This is a genomic window from Eubacterium sp. AM05-23 (assembly GCF_003477535.1).
Lineage (GTDB): Bacteria > Bacillota > Clostridia > Eubacteriales > Eubacteriaceae > Eubacterium > Eubacterium maltosivorans.
The window spans coordinates 1-22,235 of the sequence record NZ_QUDF01000021.1 but is presented as its reverse complement, the minus strand read 5'-3'; the positions used below and the strand labels follow the sequence as shown (position 1 = coordinate 22,235).

Genomic DNA, 22,235 nt, shown 5'->3' with positions numbered 1-22,235 from the left:
CTCCTAGTAATATAATCCAAATTTTATTTTTACTCTCTCGAGCTTTTCTATCATAACCGGTCCTAAAAGCGCGCCGAAAAACGCACTTCCCAAGGCGTGTACGGCATCGTAAGGCGCTCCCGAAATATAAAGCACCTTCAGCGATCCCCAATCCACTCCAACATCCGATGCGGGTATTGCTGAGGACATTACTAACGCCGCAATGTTCATGATACCGCCGTAGATAATAAAGGTAGATAAAAAGCCAAACACCGACAAGGTCACACGGTCAGCCGGCAAGCGTTTACGCTGAAGCAAAACTCCGGCCAGCAGCCCGATGGCGCCAAATACATAAAGCCGCCAGCCCATAAAAGTGCCTTCTCCTCCCATAAACAGCCAGATACCAAATCCAGCTGCAAGGGCAATGACAATACAGATTAAAGGTCCCATAACCACCTTAAAATTGACTTCTTTTTTTGAAAATTCCAGATCCCGGTTAAAACACAGGCCGCCCAGAAACCCTAAAAGTCCCCAGCAGAACATCTGCCACGGCGTCCACGGTCCCTGGCTGACAAACATATTGACAACCAGCCGCGCCATAGCGCCGGTCAGGAAGCCCTCCTCCGGCCCCAGACAGATTCCCGCGATAATGACCAGAGCTGTACCTGCCTGAAAGGGGCCAAACATGTAGAAGGCTAAATTACCGCAGGCAGCAATGGCGGCCATTACCGCAATGACTACAATTTCCCTGGCCTCCGGTCGTCTGCCCTCAAAGCGGATAATGAGCGGGATGCTGGTGAATAGAATAATCAACAGGCTGATGAAAAGATATTTCCGATCTCCTAAAAAGCGAATTCCCACCCATATGGTCAACGGGATCAGCAAAAAGATAATCACCGAAGCGACCAACGTACGCTTTCTCCCGGCTCTTTTATCCTGATCTGATTGAGCTGACTGCGCTGTCATGGCCTTTTCCTGGGCTTTATGCCTGGTTTTATCTGGAGCATTGCCGCTCCGGCAGTATAAGCCACTGCCATTCCAAGTGCGCTGAGCCCCAGCACAGCGGCGGCCTTTTTCATTTTTTCACTCGTGTTGGACGGCTGCTTTGAGACGCTCTTACTCGGCGCTACATAGTTTCCGTCAAACTTCCAGGGTTCAAAGGCATCCTTTGCGTCTGCCGCCGCTTTCTGAATCGCTGCTTTACCGGCAGCGTTGCTGCTGTCTCCGCCCTGTCCCGGCCTTCTGCCGTCAATAACGCCGGCACTTTCACGGACGGGGTCTGTCGTTCCCGTTAACGCCATTAAATGTCCCTTGTCGTTGTAATAAAAAATCGTTCCGTCATTATCGCAGTATAGGCTTGCTGTTGTGTGTTCTCTTTGATTGGCATCTGGACGGTAAACCACCTCTACCTGGGGCGTGGTGTTGCCCCCCCAGTCCTTCATGCGTATAATGGCGCCGTCGATGTTATTCACAGTCATATAAAGGTAAACGGTCTTTTGCCCATCGTTGCTGTAAGCCGTTGTCAGTAAAGGCGAAGACTTTGAACTCCCGCCGATTTCTGCGTTATAAATAATATTCATTGTGTTGACATCAAGCACGGACATCTGGCCTTCGTAATCAAACCCTTTGCCTGTGGGCACATAAACGCGGCCATTGTACACAACCGGGGTCGTTGTCGCAGCTGCGGGAAGCTGTGTTCCCTGAAGGCCTGTAAACCGTCCTTCTTTGGTTACACCGGCTTTATAGACCTTCCCCTCATCTGCACCGCCGGTAAAATCGCCAACGCCTGCCGTAAAGTATACGCTGCTGCTCCCTTCATCGTAGGAAATGCAGCTTCTGATCATCCCTTCACACTGAACGGAATCGATGAGCGCTCCGGTTACGCGGTTGCGTGACTGCAGCCATCCAGAGTCGCCGCCAAAAATAACCGCATCCCCCACAATGGTAGCGCCGCTCCAGTAATAACCTTTCTGGTCATCGGATATCCATTTAGGATGCTTGACATTGCCTGTCTGCGCTCCGTTTTTAGTCGTATCAAAACAGTAAAATTTTCCGCTGTTTCCGTTGCTCCCACCGCTCCAGGTGCCGCTGTATATGTATCCGTTATAGTAGGTAAGCTGGCAGAGACTTTGTCCTTCCATGCGGTCTGTGCGCCACAGCGAATCCATGGTTTCCGCGTTAAAGGCTTCAACAATACCGCCGTCAATGGGCACAAAAATCATTCCATCGCCATAGGTTGCATATGAAAAATAGCCTACCTTGCCACACATTTTAGCTTTTTCCTCGATCGCGCCGGTTTCCTTGTTCAGGCGGTACAGGTACTCGCCGGCGGAAACATACAGCTTTCCATTGACGTTTAAGGGGGTTCCCAGTGTTCCAAGCTTGGCTTCGACCATCCCGTCCTGAATCCATTTTTCTGTCAGGTTTTCCCCTGTATTTGGCAGCTGAACATCCACAATGGCCATGTTGGTGTTGTCTTTTCTGAAGGTTGGCCAGTAGCTTTCGAACTCTGGCAAAGCATTCATTTTGACTGTTACCTTACAGGTTTTTTGAATGCCGCAGATGTCAGCGGTGATAACGGCTTCGCCCTTTTCATGGCCCGTCACTTTTCCCTGGTCGTCTACACTGGCCACTTTGGCATTTGATGAGCTCCAGACGACACGGCCTTTATCCGTCGTATCATAGGGTTTGTAGGCTGATACTGTTAAATACAGGGACGGATCGTTGCTGTCCAGCATAATGTTTACCGCTTCATCGGATAAAGTGAACTCAACAACCGGAATGCGGCTGTCGCACACAAGGATCAGCGGGTGGTCAACACTGACATCATTGGCTGTGATATCGTGTCTCTGGCTGTTGTATTGACTGCTTTCCAGGGATATTTTATGTTCACCGCTGAGCAGCGTCAGATTCTGCCGTTTCCCAGGATTTTTTTTGTATTCTCCGGCTGGTAACCGCACAGATACGCCATTATCCGGCTGCTCCCACTGCGGAATCGCGTCGGCTGTCTCTGCTGCGCCAAAATCTCTGAATTCAACCGCATAGGCAGAGCAAATCTGGGGTTCATAAAAAGATTGATCCTCCTCGATCGCCTTTTTCTCTTCCTCGGTTAAAACGACTGCTTTTGCCTTTATCTGAACGGTCCAGGGCATAGACGCTGTCAAAATCGAGACGCCATTCGATGCTGCATTGGCACTCTTTATTTTTTTCTGTGTGGCCTCGACTTCTTTTTTGAAATTTGAAATTGTCTTGGCATCTTCGTCGGGCAGTCCGGCCATATCTCTCAGTATCTCGTAATCCCCATAGCTTTTTATAAAATCAAAAAGGGTTTTGTCGGTAAGCCCGCCATTTTCGAGCTCATTCCCGCTGTTTACAAGAATGGTCTGTTCCTGTTCTGCCCACCTCTGGGTTACGTGGTGCATGGCGCCGTTGAGGCGAGACTGAAGCGCTTCCTGTTCTTCGTCGGTTAACAGGGCGAGCTGCGATTCGGTCAGGTAACTGTAATCCTGCTGTGCTTTTGATACCTCGCTCACAGTCGAATCATCGTTCAACTGCTTAATTTCTCTGACAACGGCGTCCACAACCTCCTGCCCATTGTCTACCACCGACACGGTGCACTGGGCGGTAAAATTTCCTACCGATGCTGTGATAACCGTATTCCCATAATCTACGGCCTTTACAACACCCTTCTGATCAACCGTGGCCGCTGCTTCATTTGAACTTGTCCACGCAACGTCCTTGTTATCCGTTGTATTTTCAGGCTCATATTTGACCGATAAGGCAAGGGCATCTCTCTTTCCAAGGCTGGCCTCGCTTCTTGATAAGTGAATTCCTGTTAACGGGACATTCGGAAGAACCGTCACTGTACATTCAGCTGTAAAATCGCCGACGGAAGCTGTAACCACGGCCGTTCCTTCCATTCCCGCGGTTACATTTCCATTCTGATCTACACGCGCAATGTCCCCATCGCTCGAGGCCCAGTGCACCGCTTCCGGGATACTGCAGTTCTCCGGCTGAAAAATAACGTTCAAAGAGGCAGTGCTTCCAGAGCCCAGCTCTAAGCTTTCGGTATCGAGCTGAATCCCCATCAGGGCTTCGGCGCTGACCGCCCGGTTAAACCAGGAAAGGGCATTGTCAACGCCTTCCTGCGTTTGTTCTAAATCTATCAGAACCTCTAAAGCGTTTTCGTAGGCTTCATTGATCCAGCTTTTTGCGAGAAGATTCTCCCTGTCTCCGCGTCCATTGAACATCGCAATTGCTTTTGTCAACGCATCGCGTTTCGCTATATCGATCCGCTCATCGGTATAGTCATCGCCAAGGTCTCCTCCAAGCGCCCATACGGTAAACTGCAGCCGCATGACATCCCCGTCTTTTGGCTCATATCTGCTTAAACCGACTCTTGGAAATACACCGTTTACGCTGTACATCCATCCTGACTTTGAGCTATAGGCAAACTCACCGAGATTCGGCACATCCCCGTTTCCATCGTTATCCTCTGTCGATGGCGCAAACGGGTTCATCTCCGAAATACTGCGCGGTATTTTTGCAACGCCTTCTGGATCCGCCCCGTAAATTGAAGATAAATAGAACCCTTTTTCTTCATCATAGGTTCCTTTATAACCACTGGAACCGCCCAGCAGCCTGTCCACAATGCTCGCGCCGGTATCTCCCACATAAAAAGGAATTTCCTCTGGCTCCAGGTAATAGCCCTGGCCAATGGTAAATTTTTCGATTGCCACTGTAATGGTTCCTGCCTGCTGCGGTGTGTCTGCCGCGTCAACCGGTGTGATGCCTCCCACCAGCAAGGCCAACATCAACAACAGGCAAGCCCCTCCAGCTAGCTTTTTTGTGAATTTTTCTGTCATAATTTCTCCTGATTTTTATCTTTTTCCCTCAAAGCAGCTCATTTCCCTATTATCTCTGTCTGAAAAGGAGGCCTTTCTTTTTAAGAACGGCCACTATAATCAAAATGACTGCAAGTATTCCTAAGATAATACAAAGCGTAGCCATGCTTTTTCCAGGAATTCCTGCTTTTTTCTCTGGACTTTCAGACGCATTACCATTTAACTGTTCGCTCATATTACCGGCATTTTCTGATTTTACGGCATCCTTATTGTTTCCTTTGTCCTCTATGGAAGATGTCTGTACAGCCTGAGGTATTATTCCCGCATCGTTAATCGTTTCCCCGGAAGGCACCACACCCACACTGCTGTCTCCTGAAATACTCTGCGGAAGATCGTTTCCGTCTCCATCCTTCATTTCATCCACCGCCAGGCCGATAATCGGCATCTCTGATGCCTCATCGGTCTTTTTAAACCTTACCGTCAGTAGGGTTCCGTCTTCCTGGTCGGGATTTGTGGATATATAGCCCAATTTCAGCCATTTGCCTTCTGTATCTAAATTGGTCACAAACATGGCGCCGTCCGCCGATGCGGCTGGCCCTTCCTGCTGATCCAAAAATTCCAGCGCTCCGTCTTTGTAAGACAGCGTATAGTTTGCTGCCTGCACCTTACTGTCAGGAGCCAGACGAATCGTGTAGACCGCGAGGTCTCCTTCATCGCTTCTGGTGACTGAAAGCCCCCCTTCACCTGCATAGGATGTAATGGTACAGGCCAGCATAAATAAAATGAGCATCAACCCGATTTTTATCTTTAGTCTCGTCATAAATCCTTGCTCCCCTCAAAAACAAAAGGCGGAGTGCCTCCCCCGCCTTTTTGTACAATCTTATTTGTTTTTATACATCGTTTTATGCGCTGTGTTTTCTGCGATATGCCATAACACCCACCAGCGCTAAGACTGCCAGCGTGATTCCAACAAAGAGAACGCTGTTGTTCTGCACCTGTTCCATGACCGCAGTCGCAGGGTTTTTGCCTGTTTTGCTGCCATCTTTATCCTGTGTGCCTGCGGCGGCTGACGGGTTCACAATGATATCATAGGTGGCTGTCTGGCCTTCATAGCTGACTTTTACAGCCTGTCTGCCAACTTTGCTCATATTATAATCCGAGCACATATCCACAGTCATATCCACCATAGCATCATCGCCATAATCGTAGCTCACTTTGAGCTTTCCGCCTTCAACGGTAAAGGTGTCCCCAAGGTTATATTCTGTTTTCATACCGCCTGCAACCACCTGAATACCGGTAACATTGCGCACAACCTTTGTCGTTGCAACTTCGCCTTCGGCCTGAACCAGTGCAAAATCGCTGAGACTGTCGGTCGCCGCCAGAGCATATCCGTTTTCGATCACGGTTGGTAATACGGTTGCGTTTCCATCTGCGTCAAAGTGTACAATGCAGAGATTGGCAACTGCTGTAACGCCTTCTGGTAATTTGATTTTAATATACAGGGTTCCATTTGGCTGTACTTCGGCATTGCCTTTAAGCAGCTGAATATTCATCGCTGCGAGAACCTTGCTGTTTTTTCCAACAGTGGCTTCTGCACCAGCCTGAATCGCTGACATTTCTTTTTCAGGTTCACTGACTTTCAGCTCGACACCTTCCGCCACTACGCCTTCATCTGCAGAAGCTGCAACGTCAATTTTCTGTCCGTCTTCCGCAGTGGTTTCCTGCTTTTCATCAAAAGCAGGATTTTCCGGGGCTACGGGTACAGGTTTTACGACAACGCTGAACGCATTTTCGATCGCGGCGTTTTTATAAGTAACTTTGACCGGGTAAGTGCCCGCTTTGTTCATATCGATGCCAGAGCACATATCGGCAGTTAAATTCACCTGTTCAGAAGTGCCGTTATCATAAGCAACATCCAGCTTACCGCCTGAAGTATTCAGCGTCTTGCCTTCAATGTATTCTGTTACACTCGGAGCGCTGCTTAACACCAGGCTGCTGACTGTTTTTTCATTAACTGTGATTTGGAATGTGGTGGTCTTCCCATTATAGGAAACTTTGACGTCCTGCTGGCCTACTTTGTTCATATCATAGCCGGAGCACATGTCCGTCGTTAAATCTACAATATCGGTTGTATTGTTATCATAAATCAGATCCAGCTTGCCGCCTGTCACATCAAAAGCCTGGCCTTCGATATAGATTGTTTTTGCCGGTTTGGTTGTCACTTTAATTTCAGTTAAGGACTTATCCAGAACTTTAATGTCAAAACTGGTTGTCTTTCCTTCATAGGTAACGGTCACTCGATGCGTTCCCACAACCGTCAAGTTGTCAACTGAACACATTTCATTGGTCAGGTCAACACTTTCACTTTTGCCGTTATCATAGGTTAATTTTACTTTTCCGCCTTCAACATTTAGATCCTTTTGCTTGCCGGTAATGTACTCTACCTGAGTCGGATTTGTTTCCATTGAAATACTTTCCAATGTTTTAGCAGTAATATTAATTTTAAAGCTTGTTGTCTGTCCGCCGTAGCTGACTGTTACTGTCTGTTCACCGGTTTTCTTCATATCTGCACTGCACATATCCTTTGTCATATCGACAACCTTTGTGCTGCCGTCTGTCATGGTAACATCCAGCTTACCACCTGTTACATCCAACTCCTGATCTTCAATATAATTAAGTTTTGCAGGCAGCGTATTAACCGCAATGGATTTTGCGCTTACCTTAGTAACGGTTACTGCACAGGAAGCCGTTTTAGCTCCGACTTTTGCCGTGATGGTCGCATTTCCGGCCGCTACCCCCTTGACAAGGCCGTCATTTACGGTTGCGACGGCAGGGTTGCTGCTTGACCATTCCACTGTTTTGTCATCAGTGGTGTCTTCCGGATTATAGGCAACGCTCAGCTGTTCGCTGGCATTTTCGTTAAGACTCAATGATGTTTTGTTTAAAGCGATGCTTTCAAGTGGAGATGCAACTGTTACGCTCGCGCCTGTGGCAGTCACAACATTTGCCTGTCTGTCAGCCGTTGTAGAACTGGGGACATTCAGGCTGATGTCCGTTGCGCCAGCTGCTGCGGTGTCTTTTACTTTAAAAATAACATTAAAGAGGTTGCCTCCAGCTGTAATCCCTGGCCAATCGGGATCAATCGGTTTGTCGTTGTCATCTTTTGGTCCGGTGGAGATATATCCATATTTAAGCATACCATTTGTCGGATTATATTCTACTGAGCCGCCTGATGCTTTCAGGACCTCTCCTTTTGTCAGATCGACATATTCCAAAACATCTGAGTCATAGGCCACTTCTGCATTAAAAGCTGCTACATAGGAATTTTCAGACAAATTGATCGCAACAGTAATCTGGTCTCCTTTCTGTACCAAAGTTTTGTCCGGCGCCGCTGTATAGTTTGCAGCCGGTCCCTCCGCCGCACTTGCCGCCGGCAAAAATGAAAAGATCATTGCAAAGGTCACTAAAAGTGATGTCAATCTTTTCGTCACTGTTTTCTTCTTCATTTTTTTACCTCTTTCTTAAATTGTTTTATATTTGATTTAATAAAAAAGACTCTTTCGGTATATACCGAAAGAGTCAGCTGTCTGCTATTGGGTACACTGAGCCTCTGACGGTATAAGACTGCCCAGTCCGAGGACAGTTTACAAAATCAGGTGTCTGACTTACCGCTTTAGCGGCTCACAGCAGTGGCTCTGTTGAAGATTCTCACTTCATTTCCCTACATCATTCAATTGTCTGAACTAAAAAACTTCCACATTGTGGAAGCCTGTACAAATCTATAAAATTTGCTGTGTTTCCACTCGAAACTCTTGGAATAAGTTCCTGACTTTCACAGTAGCGGTGGAGCTGTCGGCCAACGGCCTTCTTCCTTTTTTTAGTCCCAAATCATCTATGAAATTGTTTATTTCCTGTTCATTATAGCTTAAAATCTTTCAAATTGCAAGAGCATTTTATAACCTTAACGGATGTTTCATCACTGTTGCAATTTTTCTCTAAAAGTTATATGATTATGATAATATAAAGATTTTAAACATTCGGAGGTTCATATGCAAAATTCTCATTCGTCCAAAAGTACCGGACCCCAGACAAATATTTCGGCCTGGTGGCTGCTGCTCATTTCAGGTGTCGTTATTCTTCCTGTTGTCTTTTTGACCGGGATCACTGTCCAGGGACGCTACGTTTATCTGGCTCCCTATCTTTCAATCACCTTTGGCCTTGTGTCCATCCTGAGTATTATCATCACTGTTTTAAACCGCAAAAGAATTTCCGGCTGGGGTTTAATGCTGGCTCCGTCTATTGTATTACTTCTTCTGGCCGGATTCATCGCCTTTATCGGCTTAACCTCTAAGATCAACGAAAATGTCTTTGCCTTTTACATCGGCTTTGCCTTTTTCTTTGCCAGCTTTTTTACCGTCAGCTTTTCCTTTGCAATGAAAAATTTTATGATTAAGCTATGGCCGCTCACACTGTGTTTTAGCATTCTGACCATGCTGCTGAGCATGGGACTCTTTCTCTATCCCCTGCACGAAGCGCTCATGCTGCAGACATGGACGGTCTTTGCCTGGATCAGTCTTTTATTGACCCACCTTATCACTGCATTTCTGGTACTTTTTTCAAATAAGCAGTCTAAAAAAAGCGTCGTTCAGGTAACCGGAATATAAAATTTATCGCCACAAAAACAAAGGCTCATCCTGTGTGATTACCAGGATGAGCCTTTATTGCGTCATTTTTACCGCACATACCGCAGTCCATTCATAATATTTTCAAGAATCAGCAGCGCGCCCTTTTCGCCAAACAACGCTTTTTCAGTAATATCCAGGTAGCCCAGGCTGGGCAGGGCTATCTCCATCCCGCAGCAGGCGCAATCGTTGAGTTTGAGCTGGGCAATGGTGCTGCCGTCAGCAAAGACGATCTGGGTTTCTGTGCTGTTTACTGGATTCTCCAGAGAAGCCTCGCATCCAATCCCGGCAAGCAGTTCTCTTAAACGTGCCTCAAAAACTGGATCGGTATCATCCAGTCCCTCTACCGCTGCCGGAATCATGCCCAGATATTCCGTCAGCCATTTTACCAGCGCATAGGAAACGGAACTTTCCGCCTTTACCGAAAACAAAGCGCCCTTTGGCAATCCCAGCAAAGAAGCGTACCGCGATAAAAACAGATAGCTCCTGGCCCTGGCTTTTTCGATTTCGGCCAGAGCTGGCTGAGGGTCGGCGTCCAGATAAAGGCATATCTGTTTTAGAAAGGCTTCGGTGGCGTCAAAACCAATGGGCGGTCCCTCCTGCGGCACAAGGTAATCGGTACCATGCAGGGTCTTTAGATATTCTGCCAGCTTTAGGCCATACTCGGGATAAACGACGATGTTCACAGCGGCCTGGACCGCGCTACGCAGTTTTTCCAGCGGATCCTGCGCCCCCGGCGCGCTGACGACGATAATACCGCAAAGCCCCAGAAGCCGTCTTATCTCGGCGACATTGTTGTCATAATATTTTTGCTGGATACACATTCCGAGCAGGTTTACGCTTTTGGGGACTGTCTTCTCAGGCGGCATTTCCAGCTTTTCAAAAACCTGTACCAGCGCATTTTGAACCCCCTCCCCAAAGGTGCCGGAATAACCGCTGTTTTCGATGCTGAAACAGGGCGTATCCTGAATGGCCTTCTGCAAAGCCAGGTTCAGATCATCGCCGATCAGAGCCGCACCCGGCGAGTTGACCACGACAACTAAGCCATATCCCTTTTCCTGCGCACTCTCGAGAATTGCAGACAGCTTTTCACCGCTTCCGTAAACATAATCATGCCCGTCGAGATAGGTGCAGGGAACCCGGGGCTGTCCGAAATAAAACTGTTCTGAAAAGAACAAAGGATCAAAGGACAGAGAACGGACAAACTGCTCATCAGAGATGGCGCTGTGGTAAAATTTACAGCCTGTCGGGCCATTGAGAATCACACAGGCATCCCGGATTCCCTCCAGCGCAAAGATCGCGCCTGTCAGGCTGTCAGGCAAAATATTTTCGGTATAAGGCTTCATCTTTTTTCCATCCTTCTTTTAAGTCAAGTTTAAACACATCGCACCAGCGCCGCGCCATTTTTATGCCGCTCATAAAACCAACCTCCGGACACAGGGGAATGGTATCGGTATTGACCGCGCCATCCAGGTCTGTCGAAATATAATTAGCCAGCAAAAGGTCAGGTTTCAAACGCTTGATATCACTCTGCCTTGTCTCCTGAGTGTAATTTAAACACAGCTCTCCAATCTGCTTTTCGAAATGGGTTGCAAAAGCGTTGTCCTGGGAAAAATCAAGGACACCCACCAAACAGATCTCCATTTCCAGATCAACCGCGGTTTTCAAAATCCACTCAATGTTGTGGTTATAGGTGACAACCATAAGGCGTTTGCCTTTCAGGTAGGGCTTCAGCTTTTTGATCTCCTGATCATAGTGCGCCTCATATTCATGGATAACCGACGCTGTCAGGCTTTCCTTATCAAAATATGCCGCAACCTGATTCAGCCAGTCCTTTGTCTCCTCCATACCTACCGGGAAAGGCTTATCCAAAAATACCGCATCGTATTCTGAAGTCAAAAAATCACGGATGGTCCGCCCCATATAATCGTTGTAGGCCAGTAAATTAAGGCCGGCCTTCATGAAATTTTCAATGGCCTCGGGCGTTGTCTCATAAAGGAACCGGCAATTGATCTTAATACCCAGAGCCTTCAGCAGCGTTTTAATCGTCTGGTAGTTTTCCGGCGTTACATAAGCCACCATCTTCTCCGCAATAAAATTCACTGTATCCGGTTCGGTCTTTACATTTGGATCAATCAGGCTTCTCCCAATGCTGACATAGGCTTCTATGATCCCCTGAAGGTAGTCGCCTGTGATATTGCCCTCTGTCTTTATGAGGACGATGCGGGTGTCCGGTGTTTCCATTTTCCTTATAATATCAACATCCTCCCCGATAATGCCGCTGGGGCAGGTCGTGAGTATAAAGATAACTTTTGGCTTCTGGGCCAGCAGCGCCGCTACCTTTCTTTTCAGGGTTTCAATCCCGCCAAAAACCATAATGCCCTCATTCATTTCAGATGAAACAATGGGCGGCGCCACCTGCATAGGCAAAACGGTTCCGCGCTCCAGCAGTGTCTTCCGCCCAATGGAGGTAATGCTCTGATAGGTGATATGGGCGCAGCTTTTGGGACCATGGGCCAGGCAGACGCTGTCTGCAACCATAACTGCAATGCCCATAGCACCGCTGAAGGCACAGCCGTGCAGGGGTTCCCGCTCAATGAGATTTTTTGAAAAGAACTGCTGTCGGACAGGTGCTTCGCCTTTTTCAAACTGGAGTTTTGGGGCTGCTTTCACCGGGCGTGGTTTTTCCCGCTCCAGCACCACCCGTTCAAGCTCCTCGTCTGTCAGGGGAGCCGCGGGATAGAGCGTTGTGTTGCCGGCAATATATTCTGCCAGACCCTCAAACTGCCCGCCGATCTCCGATTCCGGATAGCGCTCCATCAGGCAGCAACCCTCCTGTTCACTTTCTGCAAAAAGACCGCTTCTGGGTATTTTGGCCAAAACAGGGAGCCCCACCGCCTTTGCAAAACGCTCGACACGCTCGTATTCGCCCTCCACATTTCTGGAATTGAAAATGATTCCTCCGGCCCGGTGCTTTTCAAAATCGTAATTCTGGAGCCCTCTCAGAATGTTGTTGGCCGCATAAACCGACATAAATTCGCCCGAGGTGACAATGTATACCTGATCCGCATACTCTCTTCGCATGGGTACAGCAAAACCGCCGCACACCACATCGCCCAGCACGTCGTACAGGATGAAGTCATAGGCGGCGCCGCGCACACCTAAACGGTCAAGGAGCTCAAAGGTAGTCAAAATACCACGCCCCGCACAGCCCACTCCGGGCTCTGGTCCGCCGGCCTCCACACAGTGAATACCGCTGAATCCTTCGGTGATAATGTCCTCCGGCCGGCATTTATCCGGCGCTGTATCCTTGAGGTAATCCAGCACCGTCGTATTTTCCTGCCCGTGCAGAAGCAGGCGGGTAGAATCATGTTTAGGATCACACCCCACCTGCAAAACGCTTTTTCCCTTTTTTGCAAAAGCAACTGACAAATTGGCGGAAATGGTTGATTTGCCAATCCCACCCTTTCCATAAACGGCGATTTCTCTCATGACTCTGCCTTCCTGCATCTTTTAAATTAATCATAAACCATATCGAAAATAAAATCCAACGATAAAATCTGTTTCACACATTCCCTAAATAAAGCAGAACACTATCTCAGAAGTTCTAATAATTCATCGTAGTCGCCTATTTCGTGAATGGTTTTATCCTTTTTAATGATCCCAATATATTTTTCTAATAAACCATCTGTAAAATCACGCTTCAGGCAGCCTGTATGCAGATAGATTTCGCCCCGCAATGTCTCAAGCCCCTGTAAATTGTTGATGTTGCCATATCCGAAGGGCACGTCCGCAATCAGAATAACATCAGCAGTGCGCATCAGCTCCAGATTTTCTTTTTGCTTTTCGATTGAAATGGTTGTAAAAGGGCGCTCCTCAATCATCTCTAGGCCTAAAGCCCTGCAGACCAGCCAGTCGTCACTCCCCTCATTCATGACCCCAACCGTCAGCCTGTGTCCCTCATCATCCAGTTCCTCAATGATCCGCGAAGCAGAATTGCCGCCACAGATCACGTGGATGTGCAGAGGATGCTCAACCTGTTTTGTTTTGAGAACCCTTACGGGGATGACCTCCGGCTTTTCAAAAATCCGGTTATTCCAGATAAACATCTTCATATCATACAATTTTTTAAGATTATCTTGGACAATCACCTCTGCCGGCGTACCATCCGCCACCACGCGTCCTCCCTGAATCATAATCAGCCGTTCACAAAAACGGGCGGCAAGATTAAGGTCGTGCAGTACAGCGACAACCGTCATCCCTTTTTGGGTGTTCAGCTCCTTAATCAACTCCATAACCTCTATCTGATGGTGAATATCCAAAGCGGAAGTGGGCTCATCCAACAGCAGAATATCCGGCTCCTGGGCGATGGCCCTGGCCAGAATTACCCGCTGCTTTTCGCCGCCGCTGAGTTCGTTAAACAAGCGGCGCTTAAACTGCAGAGTCTTAGTCATGAGCATTGCTTTTTCAACAATGTCATAGTCTTTTGAACTCTCTTTATCCCGATAGCTCAGATAAGGATTTCTTCCCATGAGTACGATCTCTTCCACAGAAAAGTCGTATTCAATACTGAAAGACTGCGGAACCACTGCAATAAGCTGAGAACGTTCCCTCTGCTTCAGGCCTGCGTTGTTCTTTCCCTCAATGGTAATGTTCCCCTCTGTGGTCGGCAGCAGCCCTGATAAACATTTTAAAAGGGTTGATTTTCCAGTTCCATTTGAACCGATCAGTCCTACAAAATCGCCTTGGTAGATATCTGCGGTAAACCCTTTAATAATCTCTTTTCCCGGATAACCGGTATGCACACCCTTAAAACTCAGAATCGCCGGATTACTCATCTCAGGTGCCTCCCTTCTTAGACTTCCGCAGCAGATAAATGAAAAACGGTCCACCGAAGGCGGCGGTTATAATCCCCACCGGTATCTCCTGAGAAGACACAGTTCGGGCCAGCGTATCACAGATAATAAGAAAGGTACCGCCGAATACCAGAGAAAAAGGAACCAGAATGCGGTGTTTAGGACCCGTGAGCATCCGGACCACATGAGGCACAACCAGCCCCACAAAGCCGATAATTCCAGTCACAGAGACAACCGCAGCTGTGATAATGGAGGAGGAAACAAGCACCTTTTTCTTGAGCGCCTCGGTATTTACCCCAAGCTGCGTGGCTGTATCCTCACCTAGCAGCATAATATCCAGCTCCCTTAATGATGTAAATAAAATCAGCAGTCCCACGATCACGTAAGGCAGTACGATCAAAACCTGATTCCAGCCTTTTCCATTCAGGCTTCCCATGGTCCAAAACATAATCTGGTTCATGCTCTGAACATTAAAAATCATCAGCAGAGACATAAACGCACTCAAAGACTGGCCCACTGCAATACCACTCAGCAGCAGTGACGCAACCGGAACCTTGCGCCCTACCTTTGAGATGCTGTATACCAAAAAAATCGTTAAAAAAGCCCCAATAAAAGCCAGCAGTGCAGTGCCGTTTAGCCCCAGAATACTGGCAGAAAAGTTCATAATAATTCCAATGGAAGCGCCCAGAGCTGCCCCGGATGATACCCCCAAAATAAACGGATCGGCCATAGGATTTTTGAAAATCCCCTGATAGGCGGCACCGCATACCGCAAGTGCACCTCCTGTTAAAAATCCTAAAAGAACTCTCGGCAGACGTACGTTCCAGATAATGGCAATATTTCCCTGTGCAATGCCCTCCATGTTGACCGGTAAATGCAAAATTTCATGCAAAAGAATCCTGTTGGCATCGCCAAAAGGGATGGCTGTAATTCCGATAATTGTACAGAAATAAATAAGAACGACACATCCGATAATCGATATCGGCATGATGTACCTTTTAACTTTTTTGTTCATACTTCTCCCCTCCGATTTCTCCATTATAAAAAAACAAAAAATCCGGCCTTTCTCAATATACTAAGAAAGGTCGGATTGATAACAATATAAACATATTATTCAATACTCGCTCCACTTCCCTCCGAAGTGCAGACCTTTTTTAAGTATCCTGACTCATGCATCTTCCTCCATTCTCCCTTCCCATCCATACCCAATGGACAGTGGTTATGAGAACTTTGTTCGCATTTACAGTAGCGGGGGCTGTAACGGATTCTAACCGTTTTCCTTATAGATTCATCTCTTATTTAATTTTTTTGATTATAACACAGATCGCTTGGTTCTTCAACTTTATAAAGATTTATCCTGTTTTGCTATTTTATTTCTTCTAGTATTGTTTCGTTTTGTTTATGAATGCCACACTACTGCCCGCACTGCCACCTGTACGACTCACCCTACCAGTATACCTTGACGGCACGAACCATCGGCAGATCCATGGTTCATTTTTTCTTCACATCCCACAACAGCCACGCCCGCTCCATTTCCTTTCACAGGTCTTTTCTTCGGTATAGCAGACATGCCAGAAAAAAGGATACCCCATATAGGACAATTGAAGCCAGCAGCAGTGCATTAAAAACTGCTGTAGCGGAAAACTTAAAATAATATCCAAACACGCCGAGCAGTCCCCAAAAAAGTGCCACGCCAACCAACACGGCCAGAACTGTGAAGCGGGAGGTCCTCATGTTGAACATTATGACCATCGCGTTAAGCATCAGCATTATCGGCACCGCTGTGACAACATCTGCCATTAAATCGCCCAGCGTAAGGTTCAGGTGCAACACCGCATTGAATAGGACCGTGACAAAGAGGCCTAAGACCATGCCAATGAGCATCAGCATAACCGACAACAGGTATTTTGACAACACCACCTGCATTCTGCTCACAGGCAGAGTAATCGCAAATTTCTCCCACTCTGAGGAGCGGTCAAACCCAATGGTTCCCTCGACGCTTGAGAACACAAGCCCGACAATCGCACAATTATTTCCAGCGCCAAAAGCGGTGAGCAGCAAAACCAAAACCGCTGAAACCAACAGCATATAGGTCAGACGATATTTAACGATGACATGCATATCCTTTATCATCAAACCAAGCATTTTCTGCACTTCCTCTCTTTCATAAATCCATCGTTGTGTAACGTCGGCATACCGTAACGTACGAACAAAAGTACACTGCCCCTGCAAGCATACTCAAAACTGCAAAATATACAATGGGATGAATATTGTGAAGCCAGCCAGGCACCATGAGCAGCAGTATTAGCCCAGCCGCCCCGGCAGCAAGCAGCGTAACAAACAACAGCTTTTTTCTTACCAGTTTTATGGGAATCAGGCAGACGGGCAGATCAACTGCACCGATACAGAGCGCCAGAACAGCACTTGAAAGTGCATAACCTGTCATCTCAAAACGTACCAGCGGATATCCAAAAACAGTACAGATAACGCGTGTTAAAACAACGCCATAAACCAAACCGATCATCCCTGTAACCGCAAAGAGCAGGTATTTACTCTGAACGATGTTTTTTCGTGATACCGGCATAACCACAGAGCTTTTCTCCCAACCAGAGTTTCTGTCGTAAAAAAGATTTCCATTCACAAAATACACTACCAATACCAACGGAAGCCACATCTGGTTTTTCATCCCAAGAGCGCCTAGCGCAAAGGCTGCAAAAGCTGCTTCAAAAAGGGTAGCCCCGACACCACTTTTAGTCATTATATGGCTATCTTTTATCAGTAAACCCCTCATTTTTTCTCCCCTTTGCGTACATCAACAACAATTCATCAATCGAAACCGGATCAACGACCAGTTGTGGATATTTTTTCATTATTTTCTCCCGATTATCGACCAGTACATCCCATTCATAATCCCGTTCATAAGAGAGCAGCATCTCTTCTTTCGGCAAAGCCTGAAAGGCCACCCGCCCGCACCTCAGAATACCGTAACCGCCCAGTAATTGATCCTTCTGATGGTCTAAAATCACCTCACCCTCATGCATACAGATGATGTAATCCGCAACCCTTTCCAGATCTTTTGTGATCTGAGAGGTGATAAGAATTCCATTCTCTTCATCCTGGACAAAATCCAGAAACAAATCATAGATTTCCTCCCGGATAACCGGATCAAGGCCGCTGGTTGCCTCGTCCAGGATCAGCAGTTTTGGTTTGTGGGACAAGGCCGAGATAATGGCATGCTTCTGGCACATGCCTCTGGAAAATTCTATCAGCTTTTTATCCGCCGGTAATTTCATTCTTTCCAGATACATCTCATAGGTCTGACTGTCCCACTGCCGGTATATTTTAGAAAGCATTCTGCCGATTTGCCTCGGTGTCATGGTTACCGGATAATTCGTCTGCTCAAAAATCACACCGAGTTGTTCCCGGTCCTTATTTTTCAAGTTCAGGCTTTTCTTTCCAAGTATCGCTACCTCACCGGAATCCATAAAGTCGATATTCAGGGCACATTTAATAATAGTACTCTTGCCTGAGCCATTTTCACCGACCATTCCGACGATTGCACCACTGGGAACAGAGAAAGAAACATTCTTCAGGCTAAAATCTGCATATTTTTTGCACATTCCATGAATTTCCATAATATTCTGCATTTTATTCCTCCCCTTCGTAAAAAATCGTCAGTAACTCGACGAGCTTTCCCACCGGAATCCCATTACTCCGGCCTATTTCCGCTGCCTGTATCAGGTGCTCCTCTGCCTGCCGCAGCTTTTCTTCCCGAATAAAATCCTTATTCTGGGAAGACACAAAGGTTCCCTTTCCTGTAACCGTTTCTATAAAACCATCCCGCTGCAATTCCTCGTAAGCGTGCTGCGCTGTAATAACGCTGATATGCAGCGACTTTGCCAACGCTCGCATAGATGGCAAAAGTTCTCCAGGCTGAAGCTCGCCGCTCATAATCGCCTGTTTTACCTGACTGCTGATTTGTTCATAAATAGGTTTGCTTACGTTATTGCTGATAATTAAATCCAAGCATTCCCACCTCTTTTTCGTTTAACTGTATTATATTGTACTTATCGTTTAAGTACAGTATAGCACAATTTAACACTTTGTCAAGTTTAATTATATTTATGTTTTTCCTTCTCTATACCCTGATTTTCAACCATATTCGTTATCTTTTTTCATTTTTGGATGCTCTCGATGAACTCTCTGATATTTTCATTGCTGTCATAACGGCATTCACTCATGATTTCCGAAGTCAACCATTTTTTCCGTACAAGATGCTTAACGGCATTTTCACGGCAGCCGGAGCAAAGAGAATTCTGGTAGATGTAGTGCAGGAGCTCTCTTGGATACTCCCGGCCGTCTCCTTGTTCGAACGCCCAGAGAATGTGATGCACAACTCCGTGCCACCCATTCGAACCAGAGTAGGTAACAGGCAAACGATATAAAGCCCTGAGCAGTTTTTCTTTGTCGCTTTTACAGTAGTTGGTAATAAGCATACAGATCGCATTTGCCGTGTATTCTTTTTGTGGCAGTAGTTCAAATGCCAGTGTCCTTACTTCCTCACCTCTGCATTTTTCCAGCACCATCAGCGCGGCCTCACGGAGCTGTTGATTCCCTGAGCGGACGTCTGCAATAATTGCTTCGCATGGACCGGGAAAACCTACTCCAAAAAACGTGGACAGGAGCACTGCCTTTACCGATGGGTTATTGCAGGCAAGAATATGCTCCGCCAATTTTTTCTTTTCTTCATTACTGGCTGCTCTTCTGAATTGAACTCTTTTTGCAATGGGCAGTTCGCCCTTGGACGCCGCCACGAAAAGCTCGGCGGCGGTTGGGACCGGCGCTGGCTCTTGCACTGTGTTGGTTTTTGCCGGTTCTGTCATCTGGCCGCAAAAGCAGGCAAGGTTCTCTGAATCTTTAGCCGCCTTCAAAAGATGTTTACATAAGAGTTTCGCTCCGAGCATACTTTTACCTTCGTCGATAAACCATAAAAAGTCAATTCCAGTAAAGCCGGGCTTTCCAAATAAAGCCCCAATATCAGATGCGATCGAAACATATCTGTCCACTCCATCCAAAGCGGTTAAAACAATACACAGGGTTTCAAAGTCATCCAGCACAAGGCTGCATGCTCTGGAACCACGATGCGCGCGGCGAAGCTTATGATAAAGGACATCGTACTTTTCATAGAGCGCCGTCCTTGCTGCTGCATTTCCGCCTTGCGCAAAGCACAGGAGGATTTCGCAATGATGGATGAACAGCCAAAACTGCCATCCGCCGGTTGAGTGCATCTTCTTCAGAGCTCCAGCAATCGGCTCTACGAAATATGCTTCATCATCATAGTAGGATGCAAGCTCATAGATATAGCGCGCCCTGGTTCCCTCGCATTGGGGATCCAATGCCAGCTTTCGCAGACATCCCCAGAGAATGATATCACGATACTGCTCGATATCGCCGGCGGATTCGAGTGTCAGCATGCAGCTTCCCAGGCCGCGCTGCATTGCACACTTAAAACCTGATTTCGTCATATACTTACCTCAAAGCACTTTATAAATATGAAGCACCCGCCAGTCCTCATCTTCAATACTGCCAGGGAGCCACTTCCCCAATTGTATGATAACCTCCCGAAAACACACAGCATCCTCGTACGCGCTAAACAAACCATAAGCATTCAATTTTTCTGTAAAATACTGCGTTATAACATTATGTACGGGAGATGAACCTCTAAAGAAGCCCTCTCCTACCATCGAATAACCACCCACTCCAGTAACATCCACACCATAATATTTAGACTTATGCGGGCAGTTTTTGTGTTCGCTGAAGTAGATCACCTCATAAGATTTTCCGGTTTCCAATGCTGCTAGATTGGCGTATTCCTTTAGCTCATCAATTGTGAGTTCAGTGGTGACGCCCATCTTTTCTGATTCTATATGTTCGATTTCCTTTTCCCACAGCCAAAGATACCGTTTGTTTGTACCTGATCCGTGAGGTACTCCTACTCGATGGAGACCTTTATACGTCTCCTTCACAAATGGCATCGGTGTTGATAATACTTTGTAACATCCCATTTGAACCTCCTATTGAAGTTGTTGCAGAATCCATTCCATGGCTTGTCTTGATACTGGAATATGAAGTCTTTTCTTCCCAAAATGAACATGCGGTCTATTCTAGTCATCCGTATTAGGGTGTCCCAATGAGCGAACATTTCAACATCAAATTGCATTGCCAACTGTATATTTTCCCCATTTCATTTGAATGAGATTTAATACTTGACCTGTTTTCTTTATGGGATATTGAAATATTCACAATAGACACTGCCCCGCAGCCATTAGTTGATATGAAGTATGCGCCGTTCAAGGCGCATTCTCCCAGTCTATGCTGTAGTCATCGTCAAATTATTGTGGCCGAATCAGCATATGATTTTCATCTTCCTCATATATAAAGGCTTCGTAGGATTCAATCTGCTCTGGAAAGGGCTCACCATACGTACAACATTCAAGAAAACGTCCCCCTTCTTTCCTGATAAAAAACAGAAACCCTACCTCAATGCTATTATTGAGAATCGCTCCAACATCAGAATCAATTATTATGTCTTCTTTGCTTAATATATCTTCTTTGTTATAATAAGTAAAGAATCCGACGCCTGTAAATTCCCTGCTCATAATGCGTGCCTTATTGATTTGATCCCGCAAATCAGGACGATCACGAAACATTAATGTTATAACTTCTTTTTCCATTTTCTCTTGAATCGTATTCAAAACGCACTACCTCCTATTTCGGTATAAAAAAGTTCCGATTCGAACAATCCCATTTATTACGTTTCCCTTAACAAAAATAGTATATCCATTTACTACAACAGGCACATTCTTAAAAAGTCCGTTGGCCAAATTTAATTGTGTAATCGCATTATATACAGCAGTATACGCACTTTGCTGATTGCCCGCCAAAAGAATTTAGAAAAGCTGTCAATTGATGACCCGGATTCCCAAATATATGGAACAAATCATTATTGGAGTTCTTTCCATAACTGTTAAACCTTGGAATTCTTCTCACGTTTGTTAGATGTCCCCTTGACAAACTTATCCACTTAAAACACATCTAAATTATAGTCTTTATACTCATACAAATTAATCATATTCTTTTGTCTTTCCGATTTCAAATGCTGATGGCATAAGCTAATGAGATAAGTATATCAAAATTCATACAAATATTTTTAAGAAAAAAGGGCGGTTTAGTCTTTAAATTTCTCCTTAAGTTTTGGTATATCTTTCAGATCAATCCATTCCTCTGTGTAGCCACAATGGCAGCATACATATCGAGGTACTTTCACATACGAAAAAATTATCCTTCCAATCGGAATGTTATTGCCTGCACCATAGGCTTTTGCACTTCCCTCAATACGAACAATCTCTGTACTCTGGCATTTTGGACATTTTTTTGTGTTTTTCATTTTTTCCTCCTGAATGAATCCCCTTGTGCTTTATTGCTTTACCTGCTCTAATTAATCGCTTGTACTTTCTTCCGGTTTTTCTGCTTTTTAATGCCTGCCGCACGAATTGTTACGATTTCTTACAACGTTTATCCCTCCATTTTTAGCTCCGCAATCCGCTTCTCATCCAGATAATGCGTCGCGTATGCTCTTTCGATTTCTGCTCTGCCGCTTTTACTAAATTGCAGCCTTATTACCGGCTGATGCCCCTGCCCATTTTTCTTCTTCATTCCCCATTGTTTATAGTATGTCTGCGAGGGCTTTAACTGTTTTTTTGTGCATACACGCTTATCTGGTGCATGATAAAAGACAGATTTTTCAGATTAAGGCTACAGACCCTTTCCAGAAAGGCTACCCGCCCAAAGCGCCAGTCCTCATATTTAGCTTT

The 22,235-nt window shown here is 46.2% G+C and carries 17 protein-coding genes, 1 pseudogene and 1 riboswitch; of the genes and pseudogenes, 1 reads left to right on the top strand and 17 read right to left on the bottom strand.

Features of this window, described 5'->3' with window-relative positions; translation table 11 throughout:
• Positions 1 to 3 precede the first annotated feature (3 nt).
• The 4 genes from DW091_RS19315 to DW091_RS19300 form a co-directional block, all read right to left on the bottom strand.
• On the bottom strand, positions 4 to 945 hold the full coding sequence (locus DW091_RS19315) for an ECF transporter S component (RefSeq protein ID WP_118519035.1): 942 nt from the start codon (positions 943 to 945) through the stop codon (positions 4 to 6).
• Positions 942 to 4,844: an Ig-like domain-containing protein gene (locus tag DW091_RS19310; RefSeq protein WP_118519034.1), complete on the bottom strand. Its 3,903-nt coding sequence runs from the start codon at positions 4,842 to 4,844 to the stop codon at positions 942 to 944. Before DW091_RS19310 ends, DW091_RS19315 begins: the two co-directional genes overlap by 4 nt.
• A gap of 49 nt (positions 4,845 to 4,893) precedes the next feature.
• Positions 4,894 to 5,643, bottom strand: a complete 750-nt coding sequence (locus tag DW091_RS19305; protein ID WP_118519033.1) for a hypothetical protein — start codon at positions 5,641 to 5,643, stop codon at positions 4,894 to 4,896.
• 82 nt (positions 5,644 to 5,725) lie between these two features.
• Complete coding sequence (locus DW091_RS19300) at positions 5,726 to 8,329, bottom strand: bacterial Ig-like domain-containing protein (protein ID WP_118519032.1); 2,604 nt, start codon at positions 8,327 to 8,329, stop codon at positions 5,726 to 5,728.
• 543 nt (positions 8,330 to 8,872) lie between these two features.
• On the opposite strand from DW091_RS19300, the gene DW091_RS19295 reads away from it, so the two are divergent.
• A complete protein-coding gene (locus DW091_RS19295) occupies positions 8,873 to 9,487 on the top strand; it encodes a hypothetical protein (protein WP_118519031.1) in 615 nt (204 codons plus the stop codon).
• A gap of 68 nt (positions 9,488 to 9,555) precedes the next feature.
• Here DW091_RS19295 and DW091_RS19290 read toward each other — a convergent pair whose 3' ends face one another.
• The 13 genes and pseudogenes from DW091_RS19290 to DW091_RS19230 all read right to left on the bottom strand — a co-directional run.
• Positions 9,556 to 10,851: a nitrogenase component 1 gene (locus DW091_RS19290; RefSeq protein ID WP_118519030.1), complete on the bottom strand. Its 1,296-nt coding sequence runs from the start codon at positions 10,849 to 10,851 to the stop codon at positions 9,556 to 9,558.
• Positions 10,820 to 12,997, bottom strand: a complete 2,178-nt coding sequence (locus tag DW091_RS19285; protein ID WP_118519029.1) for a nitrogenase component 1 — start codon at positions 12,995 to 12,997, stop codon at positions 10,820 to 10,822. Before DW091_RS19285 ends, DW091_RS19290 begins: the two co-directional genes overlap by 32 nt.
• A 101-nt stretch (positions 12,998 to 13,098) precedes the next feature.
• Positions 13,099 to 14,343, bottom strand: a complete 1,245-nt coding sequence (locus DW091_RS19280; RefSeq protein WP_118519028.1) for an ABC transporter ATP-binding protein — start codon at positions 14,341 to 14,343, stop codon at positions 13,099 to 13,101.
• Position 14,344: 1 nt separating this feature from the next.
• Positions 14,345 to 15,376: an iron chelate uptake ABC transporter family permease subunit gene (locus DW091_RS19275; protein ID WP_118519027.1), complete on the bottom strand. Its 1,032-nt coding sequence runs from the start codon at positions 15,374 to 15,376 to the stop codon at positions 14,345 to 14,347.
• A gap of 123 nt (positions 15,377 to 15,499) precedes the next feature.
• Positions 15,500 to 15,679, bottom strand: a riboswitch (cobalamin riboswitch).
• Positions 15,680 to 15,900: 221 nt separating this feature from the next.
• Positions 15,901 to 16,494 (bottom strand): ABC-2 transporter permease, encoded by a 594-nt coding sequence (locus DW091_RS19270; protein ID WP_158577950.1) that lies wholly within the window; start codon positions 16,492 to 16,494, stop codon positions 15,901 to 15,903.
• Positions 16,495 to 16,525: 31 nt separating this feature from the next.
• Positions 16,526 to 17,119: an ABC-2 transporter permease gene (locus tag DW091_RS19265; protein WP_158577949.1), complete on the bottom strand. Its 594-nt coding sequence runs from the start codon at positions 17,117 to 17,119 to the stop codon at positions 16,526 to 16,528.
• Positions 17,120 to 17,126: 7 nt separating this feature from the next.
• Entirely contained in the window at positions 17,127 to 18,008 is an 882-nt protein-coding gene (locus DW091_RS19260) for an ABC transporter ATP-binding protein (RefSeq protein ID WP_118519024.1), read from the bottom strand.
• A gap of 1 nt (position 18,009) precedes the next feature.
• Positions 18,010 to 18,387: a GntR family transcriptional regulator gene (locus DW091_RS19255; protein WP_118519023.1), complete on the bottom strand. Its 378-nt coding sequence runs from the start codon at positions 18,385 to 18,387 to the stop codon at positions 18,010 to 18,012.
• 149 nt (positions 18,388 to 18,536) lie between these two features.
• Complete coding sequence (locus DW091_RS19250; protein ID WP_118519022.1) at positions 18,537 to 19,886, bottom strand: hypothetical protein; 1,350 nt, start codon at positions 19,884 to 19,886, stop codon at positions 18,537 to 18,539.
• A 9-nt stretch (positions 19,887 to 19,895) separates the two neighbouring features.
• Complete coding sequence (locus DW091_RS19245; protein ID WP_118519021.1) at positions 19,896 to 20,426, bottom strand: hypothetical protein; 531 nt, start codon at positions 20,424 to 20,426, stop codon at positions 19,896 to 19,898.
• Positions 20,427 to 20,753: 327 nt separating this feature from the next.
• Positions 20,754 to 21,116, bottom strand: a complete 363-nt coding sequence (locus DW091_RS19240; protein ID WP_118519020.1) for a hypothetical protein — start codon at positions 21,114 to 21,116, stop codon at positions 20,754 to 20,756.
• Between the two features lie 473 nt (positions 21,117 to 21,589).
• Positions 21,590 to 21,808 carry a hypothetical protein gene (locus tag DW091_RS19235; RefSeq protein WP_118519019.1) on the bottom strand — a complete coding sequence of 73 codons (219 nt, stop codon included), beginning with the start codon at positions 21,806 to 21,808 and terminating at the stop codon, positions 21,590 to 21,592.
• A 128-nt stretch (positions 21,809 to 21,936) separates the two neighbouring features.
• Positions 21,937 to 22,235: pseudogene (locus DW091_RS19230) on the bottom strand (hypothetical protein); the annotation flags it as partial.